The organism is Mycobacterium heidelbergense (assembly GCF_050205645.1).
Lineage (GTDB): Bacteria > Actinomycetota > Actinomycetes > Mycobacteriales > Mycobacteriaceae > Mycobacterium > Mycobacterium heidelbergense_A.
Genome location: NZ_JBNMQT010000003.1, coordinates 39,462 through 58,587 on the forward strand (window position 1 = coordinate 39,462; position 19,126 = coordinate 58,587).

20 protein-coding genes are annotated in these 19,126 nt (G+C 68.2%); 6 read left to right on the top strand and 14 right to left on the bottom strand.

The window, feature by feature from the left end; translation table 11 throughout:
- On the top strand, positions 1–858 hold the full coding sequence (locus ACQI5H_RS03500) for an aldo/keto reductase (RefSeq protein ID WP_427078310.1): 858 nt from the start codon (positions 1–3) through the stop codon (positions 856–858).
- A 2-nt stretch (positions 859–860) separates the two neighbouring features.
- Here ACQI5H_RS03500 and ACQI5H_RS03505 read toward each other — a convergent pair whose 3' ends face one another.
- From ACQI5H_RS03505 to ACQI5H_RS03530, 6 genes are all read right to left on the bottom strand, one after another.
- Positions 861–1,202 (bottom strand): nitrile hydratase accessory protein, encoded by a 342-nt coding sequence (locus tag ACQI5H_RS03505; protein WP_427078032.1) that lies wholly within the window; start codon positions 1,200–1,202, stop codon positions 861–863.
- On the bottom strand, positions 1,199–1,819 hold the full coding sequence (gene nthA / locus ACQI5H_RS03510) for a nitrile hydratase subunit alpha (protein ID WP_427078033.1): 621 nt from the start codon (positions 1,817–1,819) through the stop codon (positions 1,199–1,201). Before nthA ends, ACQI5H_RS03505 begins: the two co-directional genes overlap by 4 nt.
- Positions 1,816–2,496 carry a nitrile hydratase subunit beta gene (nthB, locus tag ACQI5H_RS03515; RefSeq protein ID WP_427078034.1) on the bottom strand — a complete coding sequence of 227 codons (681 nt, stop codon included), beginning with the start codon at positions 2,494–2,496 and terminating at the stop codon, positions 1,816–1,818. The genes nthA and nthB overlap by 4 nt, the downstream gene beginning before the upstream one ends.
- Positions 2,497–2,660: 164 nt before the next feature.
- Positions 2,661–3,371: an HNH endonuclease family protein gene (locus ACQI5H_RS03520; RefSeq protein ID WP_427078035.1), complete on the bottom strand. Its 711-nt coding sequence runs from the start codon at positions 3,369–3,371 to the stop codon at positions 2,661–2,663.
- Positions 3,368–5,614, bottom strand: coding sequence for an ATP-dependent DNA helicase RecG (recG, locus tag ACQI5H_RS03525; protein ID WP_427078036.1), 2,247 nt, complete (start codon positions 5,612–5,614; stop codon positions 3,368–3,370). The genes ACQI5H_RS03520 and recG overlap by 4 nt, the downstream gene beginning before the upstream one ends.
- Positions 5,615–5,616: 2 nt before the next feature.
- The gene (locus ACQI5H_RS03530; protein WP_427078037.1) at positions 5,617–7,329 is read right to left on the bottom strand and encodes a DAK2 domain-containing protein; all 1,713 of its coding nucleotides are present in this window, start codon (positions 7,327–7,329) and stop codon (positions 5,617–5,619) included.
- A 176-nt stretch (positions 7,330–7,505) separates the two neighbouring features.
- Here ACQI5H_RS03530 and rpmB point away from each other — a divergent pair, with 176 nt between their 5' ends.
- Positions 7,506–7,700: a 50S ribosomal protein L28 gene (gene rpmB / locus ACQI5H_RS03535; RefSeq protein ID WP_076125869.1), complete on the top strand. Its 195-nt coding sequence runs from the start codon at positions 7,506–7,508 to the stop codon at positions 7,698–7,700.
- Here rpmB and ACQI5H_RS03540 read toward each other — a convergent pair.
- The 4 genes from ACQI5H_RS03540 to ACQI5H_RS03555 are packed head-to-tail and all read right to left on the bottom strand — an operon-like array spanning position 7,697 to position 10,587.
- On the bottom strand, positions 7,697–8,629 hold the full coding sequence (locus tag ACQI5H_RS03540) for an NADP-dependent oxidoreductase (RefSeq protein ID WP_427078311.1): 933 nt from the start codon (positions 8,627–8,629) through the stop codon (positions 7,697–7,699). The two genes, rpmB and ACQI5H_RS03540, sit on opposite strands and share 4 nt — an antisense overlap.
- A 5-nt stretch (positions 8,630–8,634) precedes the next feature.
- The gene (locus ACQI5H_RS03545) at positions 8,635–9,318 is read right to left on the bottom strand and encodes a uracil-DNA glycosylase (protein WP_427078038.1); all 684 of its coding nucleotides are present in this window, start codon (positions 9,316–9,318) and stop codon (positions 8,635–8,637) included.
- Positions 9,315–9,605 carry a DUF1330 domain-containing protein gene (locus ACQI5H_RS03550; protein WP_427078039.1) on the bottom strand — a complete coding sequence of 97 codons (291 nt, stop codon included), beginning with the start codon at positions 9,603–9,605 and terminating at the stop codon, positions 9,315–9,317. Before ACQI5H_RS03550 ends, ACQI5H_RS03545 begins: the two co-directional genes overlap by 4 nt.
- Positions 9,606–9,624: 19 nt before the next feature.
- Entirely contained in the window at positions 9,625–10,587 is a 963-nt protein-coding gene (locus ACQI5H_RS03555) for a thiamine-phosphate kinase (RefSeq protein ID WP_427078040.1), read from the bottom strand.
- A 150-nt stretch (positions 10,588–10,737) separates the two neighbouring features.
- On the opposite strand from ACQI5H_RS03555, the gene ACQI5H_RS03560 reads away from it, so the two are divergent.
- Positions 10,738–11,271 (top strand): DUF3515 domain-containing protein, encoded by a 534-nt coding sequence (locus ACQI5H_RS03560; RefSeq protein ID WP_427078312.1) that lies wholly within the window; start codon positions 10,738–10,740, stop codon positions 11,269–11,271.
- On the opposite strand, the gene ACQI5H_RS03565 is transcribed toward ACQI5H_RS03560, so the two are convergent.
- Both ACQI5H_RS03565 and ACQI5H_RS03570 read right to left on the bottom strand, forming a co-directional pair.
- The gene (locus ACQI5H_RS03565) at positions 11,268–12,389 is read right to left on the bottom strand and encodes a D-alanine--D-alanine ligase family protein (protein ID WP_427078041.1); all 1,122 of its coding nucleotides are present in this window, start codon (positions 12,387–12,389) and stop codon (positions 11,268–11,270) included. The two genes, ACQI5H_RS03560 and ACQI5H_RS03565, sit on opposite strands and share 4 nt — an antisense overlap.
- Positions 12,390–12,451: 62 nt before the next feature.
- Complete coding sequence (locus tag ACQI5H_RS03570) at positions 12,452–13,471, bottom strand: NAD(P)H-dependent glycerol-3-phosphate dehydrogenase (protein ID WP_427078313.1); 1,020 nt, start codon at positions 13,469–13,471, stop codon at positions 12,452–12,454.
- A 127-nt stretch (positions 13,472–13,598) separates the two neighbouring features.
- On the opposite strand from ACQI5H_RS03570, the gene cofC reads away from it, so the two are divergent.
- From cofC to ACQI5H_RS03585, 3 genes are all read left to right on the top strand, one after another.
- Positions 13,599–14,261 carry a 2-phospho-L-lactate guanylyltransferase gene (cofC, locus tag ACQI5H_RS03575; RefSeq protein WP_427078042.1) on the top strand — a complete coding sequence of 221 codons (663 nt, stop codon included), beginning with the start codon at positions 13,599–13,601 and terminating at the stop codon, positions 14,259–14,261.
- Between the two features lie 102 nt (positions 14,262–14,363).
- Positions 14,364–16,571: an RNA degradosome polyphosphate kinase gene (locus ACQI5H_RS03580; protein ID WP_427078043.1), complete on the top strand. Its 2,208-nt coding sequence runs from the start codon at positions 14,364–14,366 to the stop codon at positions 16,569–16,571.
- Between the two features lie 72 nt (positions 16,572–16,643).
- The gene (locus ACQI5H_RS03585; RefSeq protein ID WP_427078044.1) at positions 16,644–17,585 is read left to right on the top strand and encodes an NUDIX hydrolase; all 942 of its coding nucleotides are present in this window, start codon (positions 16,644–16,646) and stop codon (positions 17,583–17,585) included.
- Between the two features lie 68 nt (positions 17,586–17,653).
- Here ACQI5H_RS03585 and ACQI5H_RS03590 read toward each other — a convergent pair whose 3' ends face one another.
- Both ACQI5H_RS03590 and leuD read right to left on the bottom strand, forming a co-directional pair.
- A complete protein-coding gene (locus tag ACQI5H_RS03590; RefSeq protein WP_076063229.1) occupies positions 17,654–18,301 on the bottom strand; it encodes an HU family DNA-binding protein in 648 nt (215 codons plus the stop codon).
- Between the two features lie 213 nt (positions 18,302–18,514).
- Entirely contained in the window at positions 18,515–19,111 is a 597-nt protein-coding gene (gene leuD, locus ACQI5H_RS03595; protein WP_427078045.1) for a 3-isopropylmalate dehydratase small subunit, read from the bottom strand.
- Positions 19,112–19,126: the final 15 nt, after the last annotated feature.

Consider the following 19,126-nt stretch of genomic DNA (forward strand, 5'->3'; position numbering starts at 1 on the left):
TTGACTGGCGAGTCGGGCTCGGCCGGATCCTCAGCGATACCCTCGATAGCTCTCAATGACGAAAACACGATGCCGTTGCTCGGCCTGGGCGTCGCCGATCTATCCGACGATGAGGCCGAACGCGCGGTGTCGGCGGCGCTGGAACTCGGCTGCCGGCTCATCGACACGGCCTCGGCCTACGGGAACGAAGCCGGCGTCGGGCGCGCGATCGCTGCCTCCGGCATTCCCCGCGCTGAGCTGTTCGTCACCACGAAGCTGGCCTGTGCCGACCAGGGCTTCATGAAGGCCCAGGAGGCCTGCAACGCCAGCCTGGAGCGCCTCGGCCTGGACTACGTCGATCTCTACCTGATTCACTGGCCGGTCCCGTCGGCGGGCAACTATGTGAACTCTTTCGGCGGCATGATCCAGTCGCGCGGGGAAGGCCACGCCCGCTCGATCGGTGTCTCCAACTTCACCGAGGAGTACCTGACGACGGTCATCGACCTCGCCTTCGTCACCCCGGCGGTCAACCAGATCGAGCTGCACCCGCTGTTCAACCAGGACGAGCTGCGCAAGGCGAACACGCAACACAACGTCGTCACGCAGTCCTACACGCCGCTGGCGCTGGGCAAGCTGAACGACAACCCGACGGTGGCCTCGGTCGCCGGCGAGTACGGCAAGACGGCCGCGCAGGTGCTGTTGCGGTGGAACCTGCAACTGGGCAATGCGGTGGTCTTCCGGTCGGCCGACGCCGAGCACATCGCCGGCAACCTCGACGTGTTCGACTTCGAGTTGGCCGCCGAGCACATCGATGCGATCACCGGCCTCAACGACGGCACCCGGCTGCGCCCGGATCCGGACACCTACGAGGGCCCTTAGCGCTACCGGTGCTGGTCGTGAGCGACCAGCACTGCGGCTCTGGTCTGAAGTTCCGCTCGGGTGAGGAGTCCGCGACGGCACAGGACGTGTTCCAGCGCGGCCAGCCATCGCTGGTAGTAATCCAATCCTCCGGCTGGTTGTGCCTGACGCTCCCACTCCTGGATTTCGCCGATCAGCAGTTGGTGAAACTCATGCAAGCCAAACCTACCCGCATCGGAGAGGGCGACCGCGAGCGCGAAAACCGTTGCCTCCCAAGGCGCGGAAAACGTCAACTCGCCGTTGATTCGAGGAAGCTTGCCGGGACCGTGGGCATCGAGGCGCTCCACGATTGCGTGTCGAGTCATGGGCGCGTCGGCTGTTCGGGCGGGTCGGCGATGAGGGCGACGCCGGTCATCGCCTCGCGGGTGACGATGGCAACGAGGTCGTCGATGCTCCAGCCCGTGGTGTGGGCGGGCCGGCGGGGCAAGACTAGATAGCGGGTCTCCGCGGTGGAGTCCCAGACGCGGATTTCGGTCGACTGGTCCAGGTGCACTCCGAACTCGGCGAGCACCGCGCGAGGCTCGATCACCACGCGGGCCCGGTACTCGGGAGATTTGTACCAGGTTGGCGGAAGACCTAGAAGCGTCCACGGGTAACACGAGCACAGCGTGCAGACGATCACGTTGTGGACGCCCTCCGTGTTTTCCACGACGACGAGCTCGGTTGGGGCGTTGAGGCCCAGTTCTTTCAGGGCGGCGTTGGCGTCCGCGAGGAGGCGCTCTTTGTACCCCGGGTCGCTCCAGGCGCGGGCTACGACTCGTGCACCGTTGAGCGGACCGATGTCGTGTTCGAGCATCGCGGCAATCGCGTCGATGGCCGCGGGTGTGATCAGTCCCTTTTCCAGGAGCAGTGATTCGATGGCGCGGGTGCGCAGGGCGGGGTCCGATCGCTCCGAATGTTGTTGGCTGTCTTGATGACTCATGCCGCCTCCAGGTAGCTCTCCCACATCCCGAGCTGCACCTTCATGTTGGCCTCGGCGGTGTCTCCCCACAGATCGTGACCGTCGAAGCTCACCGTGTAGACGTGTTGCGGGTTCTCCCCCATGCCGTGTGCATCGGTGTCGGGAAACACCGCGGCGGGATGGATGCGGGTGATGACGCCGCGATGGCCGCGCACATAACGGGGCAGCCTGGTGTGGCCGCGGGGATGAATATTGCGTGCAATGACCTCGTCGCCCACCGCGAACCGTCCCGGATGATCGGTCTCGCGGCGGTTAGTCGGTTCACCGCCTCGCGTCGGCGGTCCCGATGTGCCGGGCGGGTGAACATCGCCGTCGCGGCGTTGCGGGTCCGCACCACCGGCGAGCCGCTCGACGCGATCGCGGATCTCGCCCGGGTCCACGAGACGGCGGTGCACCAGCGCCCCTTCCAGCCCGGCAAGGTGGCGCCCGAAGTACCCATCCTGCAAGTAGCGCAGCGGCGGCAGACTCTCGATGGCGTAGCGCAAAACACCACCGCCGCCGAGGTGGCCCGCGACGAGCAACGCCATCGTCATGGCCTCCACGCGGCCCTCCCACGCGGCATGAAAAACCGGCTCGTCCTGTGGGCGCGGAATGGGCCCGAAGGATTGCATTCCGCCCTGGTCGTGTTCTCCGTTCACGGACCGATCCCTTTCCCGTCGGCTCGTGATCGCCTGCCGTTCAGTGCTTTTAGCGTCAACAGCCGATATGTCTACATCTGTAGACATATCGACGTTAACATCGCGGCGTCACGTTGTCTACAGTCGTAGACACACTCGGAGGAATTTGTGGGGAACGTGTAGGTTCAGGCCGCCGGGCAGGTGCCCGCGGCCCGGCGTAGCACGTCCGTCGAGGGCTGATCGACGGGCAACTGGTAACCGCGCAGCACGGCGATGAACTGCATGGCGTACTGGCACGCGAAGGCGGCGTTCGGCGGCATCCACTGCGCCGGCGGCGAATCGCCCTTGTCCTGATTCGCCTGCCCCTCGACGGCCAGCAAGTTGGCCGGATCGTTGGCGAAACGCAAACGTTCGGTCTCAGGCCACGCGTAGGCCCCCATGTCCCAGGCGTAGGCGAGCGGGACGATGTGGTCGATCTGCACCGATTCGCCGACCTTGGCGCCGCGCTGGAACGCGACGGTGGTGTTGGTGTACGGGTCGTGCAGGGTCCCGGTGGCCACCGCGCTCGGGCAGCGCTTGACCGACACGTACGTCTTGTCGACGAGATCGCGGTCGAGGATGTCGTCGCGAGTGTCACACCCGTTGTGGCCCAATGGGGCATCGTTGTCGTCGTCCCAGGCGTCGCCGTACGCCGCCCTGCGGTAGTCGTAGCGGTGGATCCGCTGTGGCAGCACGGTGATGCCCGCCAGCACGTCGGCACCGGGCTGCACCGTCGGGACGTCCGCGCGGGCGGCGACCTCGGCGCGCTTGGCCGCCGAGGAGCCCAGCGTCTGGTAGGCGACCAGCACCGCGAGCACCGCGGCGAGCGACAACCACAGCAGCACTTTGCGATTCATGACTTGTCCAGATATTCGATGCGGTCGGTGTCGGTGAACCGCGCCGCCAGCACCTCCAGCCCGGGATGTGGGTGCGCGTCCTCGTAGGCCTGCGCGCAGAAGTCCCGGGCGGCCTCGATGTATGCCAGATGATCGGCGAGCGACAGCAATCGAAGCCCGATCGCCTTGCCGGACTGGTTGCGGCCCAACACATCTCCCTCGCGGCGTTCCTTGAGATCGAGGTCGGCAAGGGCGAACCCGTCCATGGTCGCGGCGACGGCGGACAACCGGTGACCGGCCGGCGATCTCGGCGAGGCCCAACTGGCGAACAGGCACAGGCTCGGATGCTCGCCGCGGCCGATGCGACCCCGCAGCTGATGTAACTGGCTGATTCCGAACCGGTCGGCGTCCATCACCAACATGACCGTGGCGTTGGGGACGTCCACGCCCACCTCGATGACGGTGGTGCACACCAACACATCGATCTCGCCGGCGCGAAAGGCGGCCATCGCGGCGTCCTTCTCCTCGGCGGACAGCCGCCCGTGCATGAGCCCGAGCCGCAGGTTCGCCAGCTCGCCAGAACGCAGTCGGGCGTATAGGCCTTCGGCGGTTTCCGGCGGTCGGGCATTCTGCTCCCCTTTCTGCCCCCCGTTCTGCGAGTCGCCTTTCTGTGGCTCGTCCGTTTCGTCGATCCGGGGCGCCACCACATAAGCCTGGCGGCCGGCGCCGACCTCTTCGATGATGCGCTGCCAGGCGCGGCCGAGCCAGGCGGGCTTGTCGTTGATGAAGATGACGTTGCTGGTGATCGGCTGGCGCCCGCGCGGAAGTTCGCGCAGCGTCGAGGTTTCCAGGTCCCCGTAGACGGTGAGCGCGACGGTGCGCGGGATCGGCGTGGCCGTCATCACCAACAGGTGCGGCGTGATGCCGGCACGAGCCTTGGCGCGCAATTGATCTCGCTGCTCCACCCCGAACCTGTGTTGCTCGTCGACCACCACCATGCCCAGGTTGTGGAAGTCCACCGCATCCTGCAGCAGCGCATGGGTGCCGACGACGATGCCGACCTGACCGCCGGCGATCTCGTCGCGGACCTGCTGCTTGTGCGCCGCGGTCATCGAGCCGGTGAGCAGCGCCACCCTGGTCGCGTTCTCGGCCCCACCCAGCTGGCCGCCCATCGCCAACGGCCCCAAGACATCGCTGATCGACCGGAGGTGTTGTGCGGCAAGCACTTCCGTCGGCGCCAGCAGCGCACACTGATAACCGGCGTCGACCATCTGCAGCATCGCCAGCACCGCGACGATCGTCTTACCCGAGCCCACCTCGCCCTGCAACAGGCGGTTGAGCGGGCGGGTCGCGGCCAGCCCGTCGGACAGCACCGCGAGCACCTCTCGCTGTCCCGCCGTCAGCTCGAAGGGCAACCGCCGCAGCAACTCCGCCGCCAGACCGTCCGGGCGCGGCGCGGCCGGGGGACCCGATTCGGAGAGCTCACCGTGGCGGCGGGCGACCAGCGCCCACTGCAGGCCGACGGCCTCGTCGAACGTCAGCCGCTGCCGCGCGCGCTCGCGTTCTTCGTCGCTTTCGGAGAGATGGATGGCGCGCAGCGCCTGATCCTCGGAGATCAGGCCGAGCCGGTCAAGCAGTTCGGCGGGCAGCGGATCGGGCACGGGATCCAGGACGTCGAGCACCTGGCGGACGCAGGCGAAGATGTCCCAGCTCTGCAGCTTCGCGCTGGCCGGATAGATCGCAAAGAAGCGGCGCTCGTACACCTCCACCACTTCTTCGCCGCTGGCGGCGTGAGAGGCGTTGGCGATGGTTTTCAGCGACTTGGTGCCGCGGTTGCGACCGTCCGGCGAGTCGAGGATCAGGAACGCGGGATGCGTGAGCTGCATGACGTTCCGGAAAAACCCGACTTCCCCGGAGAGCATCACCTTCGTGTCTTTGGTGAGGTCCTTTTTGATGTAGTTCGCGTTGAAGAATGTGGCGGTCACCCTGCCGCGTCCGGAGCCGACGGTGATGCGGTGACACAGCTTCTTCCGGTTCTTCTTCATCGGGAACGTCTCGGTGGCGGTGATCGTGTCGACGATCGTGATGTGCTCGCCGGTTTCCGGCCGCTCGTCCTCGGCGCCGCGCACCGAAGCACCCTGCGTGTAGGCGCGCGGGTAGTGCCGCAGCAGGTCGTCGACGGTCCGGATGCCGAAGACGTCGTCGAGGTCGCCGGCGGCCTTGGCGCCCACGATGTAGTCCAGCCGGTCACCCAGTGACACCACGGCTATTCGACCCCGATCAGCAGGGCGTCGCCGCGATGGCCGGTGCGGTAGATCACCAGCTCGGTCCCCGGATGGTGGTCATGCACATGCTGTTGCAGGATGTCGCCGACGGCGGCTTCGGTTTCGACGCCGGCCCCGACCAGCACCGTCACCAGGTCGCCGCCCGACGCCAGCAGCAGATCGAGCAGGCCGATCGCCGCCGCGGCCGGATCGGCCGCCACGATCAGCACCTCGTCGCCCGCGATGCCTAGGCCGTCACCGGGCTGACAGCGCCCCGCCCAGGTCAGCGCGCTTTCGGTCGCGATGCGCACCGATCCGTGCCGGGCGGCTCCGGCGGCGCGGGCCATCGTGTAGCCGTCGTCGACGGCCTGGCGGTCGGTTTCGTGCACGGCCAGCGCGGCCAGGCCCTGCACCATCGAGCCGGTCGGTATCGGCACCACGTCGATGCCCCACCCGATGGCGGTGGTGCAGCCGGCGACCAGCTCCTCGGCGGCCACATAGCCGTTGGGCAGCACCATCACCTGTGCGGCGCCGGTGTCGACGAGCGCGCGCACCAGCTGGTGGGCGCTGATATCCGTGGCCGGGTCGCCCGCCTCGCGATCCGGTTGCAGCACGCAGGCGCCCTCACCGGCGAACAGCTCGGCGGCGCCGTCGCCGTCGACCACGGCCAATACCGCCCGCTCCCGCGTCCAGCTGCCCGCCGGCAGCCCCGTGACGCCGGAGCTCAGGGCCGAGACCACGATCCGGCTCGGCCGCCCGCCCGCCAGCCCCGCTTCCACCGCGGCTCCGGCGTCGTCGGTGTGCACGTGCACCGAGTAGGTGCCCTGCGCGGTCGCGGGCGCGATGGCCACGGAATCACCCAATTCCGACAGCCGGTTCCGCAGCGCGTCCGCCGCCGCGGGATCGCACCCGTCCAGGCGGTACATCACCTCGAACTGCGGCGCGGGGCGTTCGGCGGGCGCCTCCGGCTGCGGCGCGCGGGGCGACAACTCGTACACCGTGCGGGCCGGCGCCTGCCCGATGACGGTGCTGCGCAGCGCGTCCAACAGGACCAGCAGGCCCCGTCCCCCGGCGTCGACCGCACCGGCGTCGGCGAGGACGTCGAGCTGTTCGGTGGTTTTCTCCAGCGCGACGACCGCCGCGTCGCCCGCGGCGGTGATCGCCGAGGCCAGCCCGTAGTCCGCGCATTCCTCGACGGCCTCGGCCGCGGCCCGCAGGACCGAGACGATGGTTCCCGGGACCTCCTGCCCGCCCATCGAGGCGATGACCAGATCGACGCCGCGTTGCAGCGCGCCGGCCAGGGTCGCGGCGTCCATTTCGGGCAATTCACCGCCGCGGTCGGCGGCCGCGCCGGCGGTGACATCGGCGATACCGCGCAGGATCTGGGACAGGATCACGCCGGAATTGCCGCGGGCCCCGTTCAGCGCCCCGGCAGATAGGGCGCCCGCGACGCGGGCGACGCATCCGGAGCCGCCGTCGGCGCGCGCGTTGGCCTCGGCCAGGGCGGAACGCATGGTGAACAGCATGTTGGCGCCGGTATCGGAATCGGCGACCGGGAACACGTTGAGCCGGTTGATCTCGTCGATATGAGTGATCAGGTCGCTGACGGCGGTGTGCGCCCAGTCGCGCAGGGCCACCGCGTCCAGCAAACGATCCTGCGACGACGTGCTCAGGGTGACCCACCTCCTCGGAGCCTCATTCGAGTGAACCGGCATATTGAGCCTAGCCAGGGATGGCGACGGCGCCGGTCGTTGCCGCCGGTGGACTGTTGACCGTTTTGGTGGTTGCCCGCAGCAGTCGGTATTCTGGGCTGGCCCGGGTCAGCCTGGGCCGTCCCGGCTCGTCGAGATCCATCCTGAGTGCCGGAACCCCGAATTTTGAGGAGCAAAGAATGGCCGCTGTGTGCGATATCTGCGGGAAAGGCCCCGGCTTCGGTAAGTCGGTGTCGCACTCCCACCGCCGCACCAGTCGCCGGTGGGACCCCAACGTCCAGACCGTGCACGTCGTGACCCGCCCCGGCGGCAACAAGCAGCGGATCAACGCCTGCACGTCCTGCATCAAGGCCGGCAAGGTCGTCCGCGGCTAGCCCCGAACAACGATGACGGTCTTGCCCGCGCTCCGAACCGCGCGCTGACCGCTTTCGAACGCTTCCCGACCCCTGTCGAGGGGGAACGTCGCCGCGATTTCCACGCGCAGCCGGCCGCTGTCCACGAGGGCCGCGAGCTCACCGAGCTGGTCTCGATTGGGCTCGACGATGAAGAACGTCGCCGCGATCCCGTATTCGTCGGCTTTGCCCGCGGGCGGCGGCGCCGACAGGGTGATCAGCCGCCCGCCCCGGCGCACCACCGAGAAGGATCGGTCCAGCGTCTCGCCGCCGACGGTGTCGATGACGACGTCGTAGGCGTCACCGGTTTCCTCGAACCGTTCGCTCCGAACGTCGATGACCCGCTGCGCGCCGAAGCCGCGCAGCAGTTCGCCCGCATCGCTGCGCACGGTCGCGGTGACCTCCGCGCCGAGGATCGCAGCCAGTTGCACCGTCAAGGCGCCGACCCCGCCGGCGCCGCCGTGCACCAACACGGCCTCCCCGGGTTGCACCGCCGCCTGGTCGACCAACGCCTGCAGGGCGGTGAGCCCGGCGAGGGGCAAGGCGGCGGCGACGACATGTGAGACCGCCGACGGCTTGGCGGCCAGCTCGGCCGCGGGGACGGCGGCGAAATCCGCTGCCGCGCCGTCGCGGTCGAATCCGATCAACCCGTACACCTCGTCGCCGGGCGCGAAACCTCCTACGCCCGTGCCGATGTCGGAGACGACGCCGGATACCTCGTGCGACGGGATCACCGGAGTGCGGCTGACGCCGTCGCGGGTCCACGTTTCGTCCCATGTCAATTCGTCGAACGTGATGGCCGCGGCGTGCACCGCCACGACGACCTCGCCGGCGCCCGCTACCGGCGCCGGAGCGCGCTCGACGACGAGGACCTCCGGGCCGCCCCGACGGTGCGCGCGCAGCGCCATCATCTCGGTCACGGCAGCCGCCAATCGACCGGCGCGGCGCCCATGCCGACGAGCAGCTCGTTGGCGCGGCTGAACGGGCGCGAGCCGAAGAACCCGCGCGACGCCGACAGCGGCGACGGGTGCGGCGACTCGATCGCCACGCAATCCCCTTCGGCCAGTATGGGTTTGAGCGTTGACGCGTCGCGGCCCCACAGGATGGCCACCAGCGGCCGGGACCGCTCGACCAGGGCGCGAATCGCGCACTCGGTCACGGCCTCCCAGCCCTTGCCCCGATGCGACGCGGGATTATTGGGGCGCACCGTCAGCACCCTGTTGAGAAGCAGCACGCCGCGCTGCGCCCACGGCGTGAGGTCGCCGCACGAGGGCTGGGGATGGCCCAGGTCGGCGCTGTACTCATCGAAGATGTTGGCCAGGCTTCGTGGCAGCGGACGCACCTCGGGAGCCACCGAAAAGCTCAGACCCACAGCATGTCCCGGTGTCGGGTAGGGGTCTTGGCCGACGATCAACACCCGGACGTCATCGAACGGAAACGTGAAGGCGCGCAACACGTTCGGTCCGGCGGGCAGATACCTGCGCCCCGCGGCGATCTCGGCCCGCAGGAATTGGCCCATCTGGGCGACCTGCTCGGCCACCGGCTCCAGCGCGGCCGCCCAGCCCTGCTCGACGAGTTCCTTCAACGGGCGCGCGGTCACCGCAGTCCCTGCACCAGGAGCACCACCGTGTCGGCGCCCGCGCGCCGGTCCTTCGCGATGTCCTCGTATTCGGGCGATCGCACAAAAGCGTGGAACGCCGCCTCGTCGGGAAAGGACATCAACACCACCTTCTCGCGGTCCCACTGTCCCTCCGCGACCTTCGGCGACTCGTCGGCGGCCAGCAGGGTTCCGGTGTGACGGGCGAAGACCTCCATGAACCTCGCCTGGTAGCGGTCGTAGACCGCCCGGTCGGTGAATTTCAGCTGGGCGATCGCATAGACGGTCACCCTAATATTTAAAGCCACACTAATACGACTGCCACCCCGCGTAGCCGCTCCACTCCGCTCCGTCGACGAGCACGCGGGCCGGCCCGTCGAGGACCCGGCCGACGACGCGCCAGCCGGCCGGCGCCGCACCGGCGAAACAGGCCGCCAGGGCGTGGTCTTCGCCACCGGCCAGCACCCACGACCACGGGTCGGCGCCCACGGCGGCGGCGGCCGCGGCCAGCGCATCGCGGTCCGCCGCCAGGGCGGCGGTGGACAGGTCGATCCCCACCCCGGACGCCTCGGCGACGTGGCGCAGGTCGGCCACCAGACCGTCGGACACGTCGATCATCGCCTCCGCACCCGCACCCGCGGCCGCGGCTCCGGCGCCGTACGGCGGCTCGGGCACCAGGTGACGACGCCGCAGCTCGTCGAACCCACCAATGCCGTTGTGCCACAGGGCATATCCCGCGGCGGAGCGGCCCAGCTCGCCGGCGACGGCGAGCACCGAACCGGCGCGGGCCCCCGACCGCAGCACCGGCGCGCGTCCGTCCAGGTCGCCCAGCACGGTCACCGACAACACCCACTGGGGGCAGCTGACCAGATCACCGCCGGCGATGCCCGCGCCGATCCGCGCCGCCTCGTCCCACAGCCCGTCGACGAGCGCGTCCACGTCGGCCGCACGGGTATCACCGGGGGCGCCGAAGCCGACGACGAACGCCGCGGCCCGCGCGCCCATCGCCTCGATGTCGGCGGCGTTCTGCGCGATCGCCTTGCGGCCGACGTCGTGGGGCGTCGACCAGTCCAGCCGGAAATGCCGATCCTGCACCAGCACGTCGGTCGATACCACGGTGCGACCGTCCGCCGCCGATACCAGCGCCGCGTCATCGCCGGGCCCGAGCAGCACCTGGTCGGGTTGCCGGCGTCCCCGCACCAACCGATCGATGACCGCGAATTCACCAAGCTGAGCCAGCGTGGGGAACTCCCCCGCTGCGTCGTCGCGCACGCCACCTCCTCCGGCCACTCTGGGGTCGCCCCGACCTGCGGTAAGTTGGGTCTTTGCCCGACCGCGCCAGTGTAGGAGACAGGAGGTGCGCGGGCGGTGACGACCGACCCCAATAGCGCGACCGATCTCGGCGGACCTCCGCGCGCCGCGATGATCGCCGCGGTCGCGCTGGCAATCGCGGCGATCGGCGCGATCCTGGTCATCGCGGCGAACCGCGAGGCGCCACCACAACCCGTGGCCATTCCGGCCGTTCCCGCGCCGCAAGCGGCCAGCGCCGCATGCAAGGCGCTGACGGACGCGCTGCCGCAGCGGCTGGGAAACTATCAGCGCGCGTCCGTCGCGCAGCCGGCGCCGCAGGGCGCGGCCGCCTGGCGGTCCGGACCCGACAGCCAGCCACTGGTGCTGCGCTGCGGACTCGACCGCCCGGCCGAATTCGTGGTGGGATCCCCGATCCAGGCCGTCGACCGGGTGCAGTGGTTTGAGGTTGGCGCCCAACAGCAATCCGCCGGCCCCCCATCGACTAATGCGGGCAGATCCACCTGGTACACCGTGGACCGGCCGGTGTACGTCGCGTTGACGCTGCCGTCGGGATCGGGGCCGACGCCCATCCAGCAGCTCTCCGAGATCATCGACCACACCATCGCCGCGGTGCCGATCGATCCCGCCCGACCCGGCGAGCGTTAGCGCAGACCCACGCCCCGCGCCAGCGCGGTCTCCACCATCGTCGCCAGCAGAGTTGGATAGTCGACGCCGCTGGCCGCCCACATCCTCGGGTACATCGAGATCGTGGTGAAGCCCGGCATCGTGTTGATCTCGTTGATCACCGGCCCGTCGTCGGTGAGGAAGAAATCGACCCGGGCCAGGCCCTGGCAGTCGATGGCCTTGAACGCCCGGATCGCCAATTCGCGTATCGCATCGGCGATCTCGTCGTCGACCTTCGCCGGAACGTCCAATTCGGCTGCGTCGTCGAGGTATTTGGTCGCGAAGTCGTAGAACGAGTCCTCGCGGCCGCGCACCCCGGCCACCCGGATCTCCCCCAAAGTGCTGGCTTCCACTGTGCCGTCGGGCATTTCGAGCACACCGCACTCCAGCTCACGACCGCTGATCGCCGCCTCCACGATCACCTTCGGATCATGCCGGCGCGCATTCGCCACCGCGGCCGGCAGCTCGTCCCAACTCGACACCCGGCTCACGCCGATCGACGAGCCGCCCCGCGCGGGCTTGACGAACACCGGCAAACCCAGCCGCTCGCACTCGTCGAGGGGCAGCGCTGCCTGCGCTGGGCGCAACACCGCATGCGGGCCGACCGGAAGTCCTTCGGCGGTAAGCAGTTTCTTGGTGAATTCCTTGTCCATACCGACCGAACTGGACAGCACGCCGGCGCCGACGTAGGGCACACCGGCCAATTCGAGCAGTCCCTGGATCGTGCCGTCTTCGCCGTACGGGCCGTGCAGCACCGGAAAGACCACGTCGACCGACGCCAGGACTTCTCCGGCCTTGGGACCTGCGCCGGCCTGAAGCGACACCAGCTGGCCGCCGCGCCGCGGATCGGCCGGCAGCGCAAGCTCTGTGCCCGAGGCGGTGGTCACCCCGGGCAGCTGCCGGTCGGTGATCGCCAGCGCGTCCGGGTCGCCGTCGGTGAGCACCCACGAACCCTCCGGAGTGATGCCGATCGCGACCACCTCGAAACGCTGCGGGTCGAGGTTGCGCAGAATGCTCCCGGCGGACACGCACGAGATGGCGTGCTCGTTGCTGCGCCCGCCGAAGACGACGGCGACGCGCACGCGGTCGCTGGCACTCACAACCTGGAGAGGCTACCGGGTGGAGCGCCCTCGGGTCGGGCGCCGGGCCGCTAGCTGGGGTTTCATTCGGGCTTGGTGCTGCGGCCCAGCAGCAGGGCCATCGCCTCGTCCACCGAGAGCCCCTTGTGACAGACCCTGTGCACGGCTTCGGTCAACGGCATCTCGACGTCGTAGCTGGAGGCCAGCGCCAGCACGGCCTCGCACGACGTCACCCCCTCGACGACGTGGCCGTCCCTCGCATGCATCGCCGACTCCATGGTTCCACCGCGCCCCAGGCACTCGCCGAAGGATCGGTTACGCGAATGCGGCGACGTGCACGTGGCCACCAAGTCACCCACCCCCGCCAGGCCGGCCAGCGTTGCGCCCTTGGCGCCCAGCGCCATCCCCAGGCGCATGATCTCCGCCAGGCCGCGGGTGATGATCGCCGCCACGGTGTTTTCGCCGAGGCCGACGCCGACCGCCATCCCGCACGCGAGCGCGATGACGTTTTTGCACGCCCCACCTATCTCGGTGCCGACCACATCGCTGTTGGTGTACGGGCGGAAGTACCCGCTGTTCAGCATCCGCTGCACGGCGACGGCGCGGCCGGAGTCGCTGCATGCGACAACGGTGGCGGCGGGCTGACATTCGGCGATCTCGCTGGCCAGGTTCGGTCCCGAAATCACCGCGACCTGCGCGGGGTCGACACCCGTCACCGAAACGATGACCTGACTCATCCGCATCAGGGTGACCAGCTCGATGCCCTTCGCCAGACTGACCAGCGTCGCGCCGTCGGCCAACCAGGGTGCCCACTGCTCGAGGTTGGCCCGCATCGTCTGCGCGGGCACCGCCAGCAGCACCGTCGACGAGCCGGCCAGCGCCTCTTTGGCATCGGCGGTGGCGCGGATGCCACCCGGCAGCAACGTGCCGGGCAGATAGGCGGGGTTGTATCGGGTGGCGTTGATCTGCTCGGCGACGTCGGGTCGCCGGGCCCACAGCGTTACCCGTGCTTCCGGTCCCCCGGCGTCCACCAGCACCTTGGCCAGCGCGGTGCCCCACGCACCGGCGCCCATCACCGCAACGGCGCCCTCTGAACCGGGCATCGTGCTGGCCATTTACCACCCCGTCTGTCGTCGCGACCGTGTACCGCGCCGCCTTCTTATCGCGTTGCCGGCGCTTCAGATTAGCCCGAGGCGGCAACGCGGGAATCGGCGCTGGCAGGATGGCCTCATGAGCGGCACACGCGCCGACGGTGCGGGCGACGGGGCAGCTGACGTTGCGTTGATCATCGCCGTCAAGCGGTTGGCCGCCGCCAAGACCAGGCTGGCCCCGGTGTTCTCGGCGCAAACCCGGGAGAGCGTGGTGCTCGCCATGCTGGTCGACACCCTGACCGCCGCGGCGGGCGTCGCATCGGTGGGCTCGATCACCGTCATCACACCCGACGACGCCGCGGCGGCCGCGGCGGCCGACCTCGGGGCGAACGTGCTGGCCGACCCGACGCCGGAGGGCCACGGCGACCCGCTGAACAACGCGATCGGCGCCGCCGAACGCGCGGTGGCCCGGTCGTTCTCGAATGTCGTTGTCCTGCAAGGCGATTTGCCGGCGCTGCAGACACAGGAACTGGCCGAGGCGATCGCCGCCGCCCGGCAACATCGGCGCAGCTTCGTCGCCGACCGGCTGGCGACCGGAACCGCGGCGCTGTGCGCATTCGGTTCCTTTCTCGAGCCGCAGTTCGGGCCGGATTCCTGCGCGCGGCACCGCCGTTCGGGTGCGATCGAGCTGACCGGCGCGTGGCCCGGCCTGCGCTGCGACGTCGACACACCCGCCGACCTGGCGGCCGCGCGCCACCTCGGCGTCGGCGCGGCGACGGCCCGTGCCGTCGCGCGGCACTGAGAGACGAAGGCGGATCCGGCCCGGCGGCAGCAAACCTGTCCGGCGGATGAACGACGCGCCAACGACGGATGGATGTCTGTCGGGCGCTAGCAGCACCAGCGGGTGATGCGGGATGATCGCATGGTGACCGAAACCGAAGCCGAGGCGCGCCTCGCAGAAACGGCATGGCAACCCGATGGTTCGGCGCTGGCCGCACCGCCGGCCGCGACCCCCGCCGCGATCAGCGATGCGCTGCCGGAGGACCGTTACCTCAACCGGGAACTGAGCTGGCTGGACTTCAACGCGCGCGTCCTCGCGCTGGCCGACGACAACTCGCTGCCGCTGCTGGAGCGGGCAAAGTTTCTGGCGATCTTCGCTTCCAATCTCGACGAGTTCTACATGGTTCGGGTCGCCGGACTGAAGCGCCGCGACGAGATGGGGTTGTCGGTCCGCTCGGCCGACGGTCTGACACCGCGTGAGCAATTGGCCCGCATCGGCGAGCAGACGCAGCGGATCGCGACGCGGCACGCCCGCGTGTTTCTCGATTCGGTGCGGCCGGCCCTGGCCGAGGAAGGCATTCACATCGTCACGTGGGCCGATCTGGATCAGGCCGAGCGCGACGAACTGTCGACCTATTTCAACGAGCAGGTCTTCCCCGTCCTGACACCGTTGGCCGTCGATCCCGCGCACCCGTTCCCGTTTGTGAGCGGACTGAGCCTGAACCTGGCGGTCACGGTGAAGCAACCCGAAGACGGCGGTCAGCACTTCGCGCGAGTCAAGGTGCCCGACAACGTCGATCGCTTCGTCGAGCTCGGCAGCCGCGAGCCTGCGCGAGAAGGCTCCAGCGGCGGCGACGCGCGGGCCATGATCCGGTACCTGCCATTGGAAGAGCTGATCGCGGCGTTCCTTCCGGTGCTGTTCCCCGGTATGGACGTCGTCGAACATCACGCCTTCCGCATTACCCGCAACGCGGACTTCGAAGTCGAGGAGGACCGCGACGAAGACCTGCTGCAAGCGCTGGAGCGGGAATTGGCGCGCCGGCGGTTCGGTTCTCCGGTGCGACTCGAGATCGCCGACGACATGACCGAGGGCATGCTGGAACTGCTGCTGCGGGAACTCGACGTGAATCCCAGCGACGTCATCGAAGTGCCCGGGCTACTCGACCTGTCGTCGCTGTGGCAGATCTATGGACTGGACCGTCCGGGTCTCAAAGACCCGGCGTTCGTTCCGGACACCCACCCCGCGTTCGCCGATCGGGAAACCCCCAAGAGCATCTTCGCGACGCTGCGCGAAGGCGATGTGCTGGTGCATCATCCGTACGATTCGTTCTCCACCAGCGTGCAGCGATTCATCGAGCAGGCCGCCGCGGACCCCAACGTGCTGGCGATCAAACAGACGCTGTACCGCACATCGGGTGATTCGCCGATCGTTCGGGCGCTGATCGAAGCCGCCGAGGCCGGAAAGCAGGCGGTGGCGCTCGTCGAGATCAAGGCACGCTTCGACGAACAGGCCAACATCCGCTGGGCGCGTGCGCTGGAACAAGCGGGCGTGCACGTAGTCTACGGACTCGTCGGCCTCAAGACACATTGCAAGACGTGCCTGGTGGTGCGCCGCGAGGGTTCGACGATCCGGCGGTACTGCCACATCGGGACCGGCAACTACAACAGCAAGACGGCGCGGCTGTATGAGGATGTCGGGCTGCTCACGGCGGCACCCGATATCGGGGCCGACCTGACCGACCTGTTCAATTCGCTGACCGGCTACTCCCGAAAAGTGTCCTACCGCAACCTCTTGGTGGCGCCGGACGGCATTCGCACCGGCATCATCGAACGCGTCGAGCGTGAGATCGTCGCGCACGGCGAAAGCGGCGGTGGCCGGATCCGGCTCAAGATGAACGCTCTCGTCGACGAGCAGGTGATCGACGCGTTGTATCGCGCATCGCGCGCGGGCGTGCGGGTCGAGGTGGTGGTGCGCGGCATCTGCGCGCTGCGCCCGGAAACGGAGGGCTTCTCGGAAAACATTTCGGTCCGCTCGATTCTCGGCCGGTTCCTGGAGCACTCGCGGATCATCCATTTCGACCGCATCAACGAGTTCTGGATCGGCAGCGCCGACATGATGCACCGCAATCTCGACCGTCGAGTCGAGGTGCTGGTTCAGGTCAAAGACCCAAGGCTCACCGCATATCTGGATGACCTGTTCGAGTCCGCGCTGGACCCATCCACTCGGTGCTGGGAGCTCGGGTCCGACGGGCAGTGGACCGCATCGCCACAGGATGGTCAGAGCGTGCGTGACCATCAGGTATCGCTGATGGAGCTGCACCGTAGCGCCTGATGCCGTGTGCTACGTTTCGAGGTCACGCCCAAGGCCGGAGCGACCCAGGCCGAATTAACCTGCAGGAGTGAGGTGTCGGACCAGAACTCGTCCGCCGGCCGGCATTCGGGGAGCCGGCTCGTGTACGCCGCCGGCGCGGTGTTGTGGCGGCCCGGGACTTTTGATTCGGCCAACCCGGAAATCGCCGTCATCCACCGGCCGCGATATGACGACTGGTCGCTGCCCAAGGGCAAAGTCGACCCGGGCGAGACCGCGCCCGTTGCCGCGGCGCGCGAAGTGATGGAGGAGACCGGGCACCACTGTGTCCTCGGCAGGCGACTTCCCGCCGTGAGTTACCCCATCGACCAGGGCGTCAAAAAGGTGTACTACTGGGCGGCCCGCGCGTCGGGCGGGGAATTCAGCGCGGGTAGCGAGGTCGACGAGCTGATCTGGCTGCCGGTCCGTGACGCGATGAAGAAACTGGACTACGTGCACGATCGAAAAGTATTGCGCCGCTTTGCAAAACAGCCAGCAGATACGAAGACCGTATTGGTGGTCCGGCACGGCACCGCCGGCCGCAAATCCCGGTTCTCTGGGGACGACACCAAACGACCGCTGGACAAGAGGGGACGCGCGCAGGCGGAGGCACTCGTCCCACAGCTGATGGTCTTCGGCGCCACCGACGTCTACGCGGCCGACCGGCTCCGCTGCCACCAGACGGTGGAACCGCTCGCGGAGGAACTGGGTGTCACGGTCCGCAACGAGCCGACCCTCACCGAAGAGTCGTACGCCAAGAACCCGAAACGCGGGCGGCACCGGGTGTTGGATATCGCCGCGCAGGACGGCACGCCGGTGATCTGCACGCAGGGCAAGGTGATTCCGGACCTGATCGCATGGTGGTGCGAACGCGACGGCGTGCGCCCCGACAAGTCGCGCAACCACAAGGGCAGTACGTGGGTGCTGTCGCTGGCGGCGGGCCGGGTAGTGGCGGCCAACCACATCGGCGGCTCGCTGGCCGCCAACGTCCGGGCCTAAACACGCGAATACCCTTTGGGGGCACCGCTGCCCCCAAAGGGTATCTGCGTCTGGATTTCGGGTTGTGCTTAGCGACGGCCGCGGCGCGCGGTCGCCTTCTTGGCCGGAGCTCTCTTCGCAGCCTTCTTGGCGGGAGCCCTCTTGGTCGCCTTCTTAGCCGGCGTCCTCTTGGTCGCGGCCTTCTTGGCCGGTGCCCTCTTGGTCGCCTTCTTAGCCGGCGTCCTCTTGGTCGCGGCCTTCTTGGCCGGAGCCCTCTTGGTCGCCTTCTTAGCCGGCGCGCGCTTGGTCGCGGCCTTCTTGGCCGGAGCCTTCTTGGCGGCCTTCTTGGCCGGAGACTTCTTGGCGGCGGCCTTCTTGGCCGGAGCTTTCTTGGCAGCCTTCTTGGCTGCACCGCCCACAACACCACGCTTCACTGCAGGTCCTTCCGACGGGAGGCGCTGTGCGCCAGAGACAACCGCTTTGAATTGGGCACCCGGACGAAACGCCGGGACAGACGTCGGCTTCACTTTCACCGTCTCGCCGGTGCGCGGATTGCGGGCCACGCGCGCTGCGCGGCGGCGCTGTTCGAACACACCGAAGCCGGTAATAGTTACGCTGTCGCCCTTGTGCACCGCGCGCACAATGGTGTCGACAACATTCTCGACAGCAGCGGTCGCTTGCCGACGGTCCGAGCCCAATTTCTGCGTGAGCACGTCAATGAGCTCTGCTTTGTTCATCCAAAATCCTCCGAAGCCAGTGGTCCTCGTTTCGAACCAACTAGCGAACACGGTAAACCCTCACCTGGCAAATTGCCAAGCGCCACGCGCAATTTCAAGACGCGATGATCGGAATTTTCGCAATCCGGTTGCCGCCCTTGACCGGTGGCGCACCCCGAATTCGACCCGCTTACTTAGCCGAGCGAGACGAAATTCCGCCCGGTTCGACCCGCATCAGGAGCTGGGTAGAGTGCGCGGTTTCCACTCCGGACGCGCCGCCTCAAACGATTCGATGTCACGGAGTTTTCGCAGCGTAAGGGCTATATCGTCAAGACCCTCGAGCAATCGCCACGCAGTGTGATCGTCAATCTTGAACGGCAGCACCGCCGTTCCCGCGGTGATATTTCGATCTTGAAGATTGGCAGTGATTTCCAAGCCCGGACTCTGCTCGATGAGCTTCCAAAGAAGCTCGACGCCATCCTGGCCGACTTCCGCCGCGAGCAGCCCCGCCTTGCCCGCGTTGCCCCGGAAAATGTCACCGAATCGAGACGAGATGACCACCCGGAACCCGTAGTCCATGAGCGCCCACACCGCATGCTCACGCGACGATCCGGTGCCGAAATCGGGGCCGGCCACCAGAACCGAGCCGCGGTCAAAGGGGCTGAGGTTTAGGACGAATGAGGGATCCGAGCGCCACGTCGCGAACAAGCCGTCCTCGAAACCGGTTCGGGTGACGCGCTTCAAATACACCGCGGGAATGATCTGGTCGGTGTCCACATTGGAGCGCCGCAGTGGCACGCCGATACCGGTGTGGGTGTGAAAGGCTTCCATGTTCATCCTCTATCG

What these genes read in the sequence shown, in the direction of transcription:
- ACQI5H_RS03560 (WP_427078312.1), top strand. Translation starts at nt 10,738, where the DNA reads ATGATCGCCGCGGTCGCGCTGGCAATCGCGGCGATCGGCGCGATCCTG.
- leuD (WP_427078045.1), bottom strand. Translation starts at nt 19,111, where the DNA reads ATGGAAGCCTTTCACACCCACACCGGTATCGGCGTGCCACTGCGGCGC.
- ACQI5H_RS03530 (WP_427078037.1), bottom strand. Translation starts at nt 7,329, where the DNA reads ATGCCGGTTCACTCGAATGAGGCTCCGAGGAGGTGGGTCACCCTGAGC.
- nthA (WP_427078033.1), bottom strand. Translation starts at nt 1,819, where the DNA reads ATGAGTCATCAAGACAGCCAACAACATTCGGAGCGATCGGACCCCGCC.
- rpmB (WP_076125869.1), top strand. Translation starts at nt 7,506, where the DNA reads ATGGCCGCTGTGTGCGATATCTGCGGGAAAGGCCCCGGCTTCGGTAAG.
- cofC (WP_427078042.1), top strand. Translation starts at nt 13,599, where the DNA reads ATGAGCGGCACACGCGCCGACGGTGCGGGCGACGGGGCAGCTGACGTT.
- ACQI5H_RS03520 (WP_427078035.1), bottom strand. Translation starts at nt 3,371, where the DNA reads ATGAATCGCAAAGTGCTGCTGTGGTTGTCGCTCGCCGCGGTGCTCGCG.
- ACQI5H_RS03505 (WP_427078032.1), bottom strand. Translation starts at nt 1,202, where the DNA reads ATGACTCGACACGCAATCGTGGAGCGCCTCGATGCCCACGGTCCCGGC.
- ACQI5H_RS03590 (WP_076063229.1), bottom strand. Translation starts at nt 18,301, where the DNA reads ATGAACAAAGCAGAGCTCATTGACGTGCTCACGCAGAAATTGGGCTCG.
- ACQI5H_RS03540 (WP_427078311.1), bottom strand. Translation starts at nt 8,629, where the DNA reads ATGATGGCGCTGCGCGCGCACCGTCGGGGCGGCCCGGAGGTCCTCGTC.
- ACQI5H_RS03570 (WP_427078313.1), bottom strand. Translation starts at nt 13,471, where the DNA reads ATGCCCGGTTCAGAGGGCGCCGTTGCGGTGATGGGCGCCGGTGCGTGG.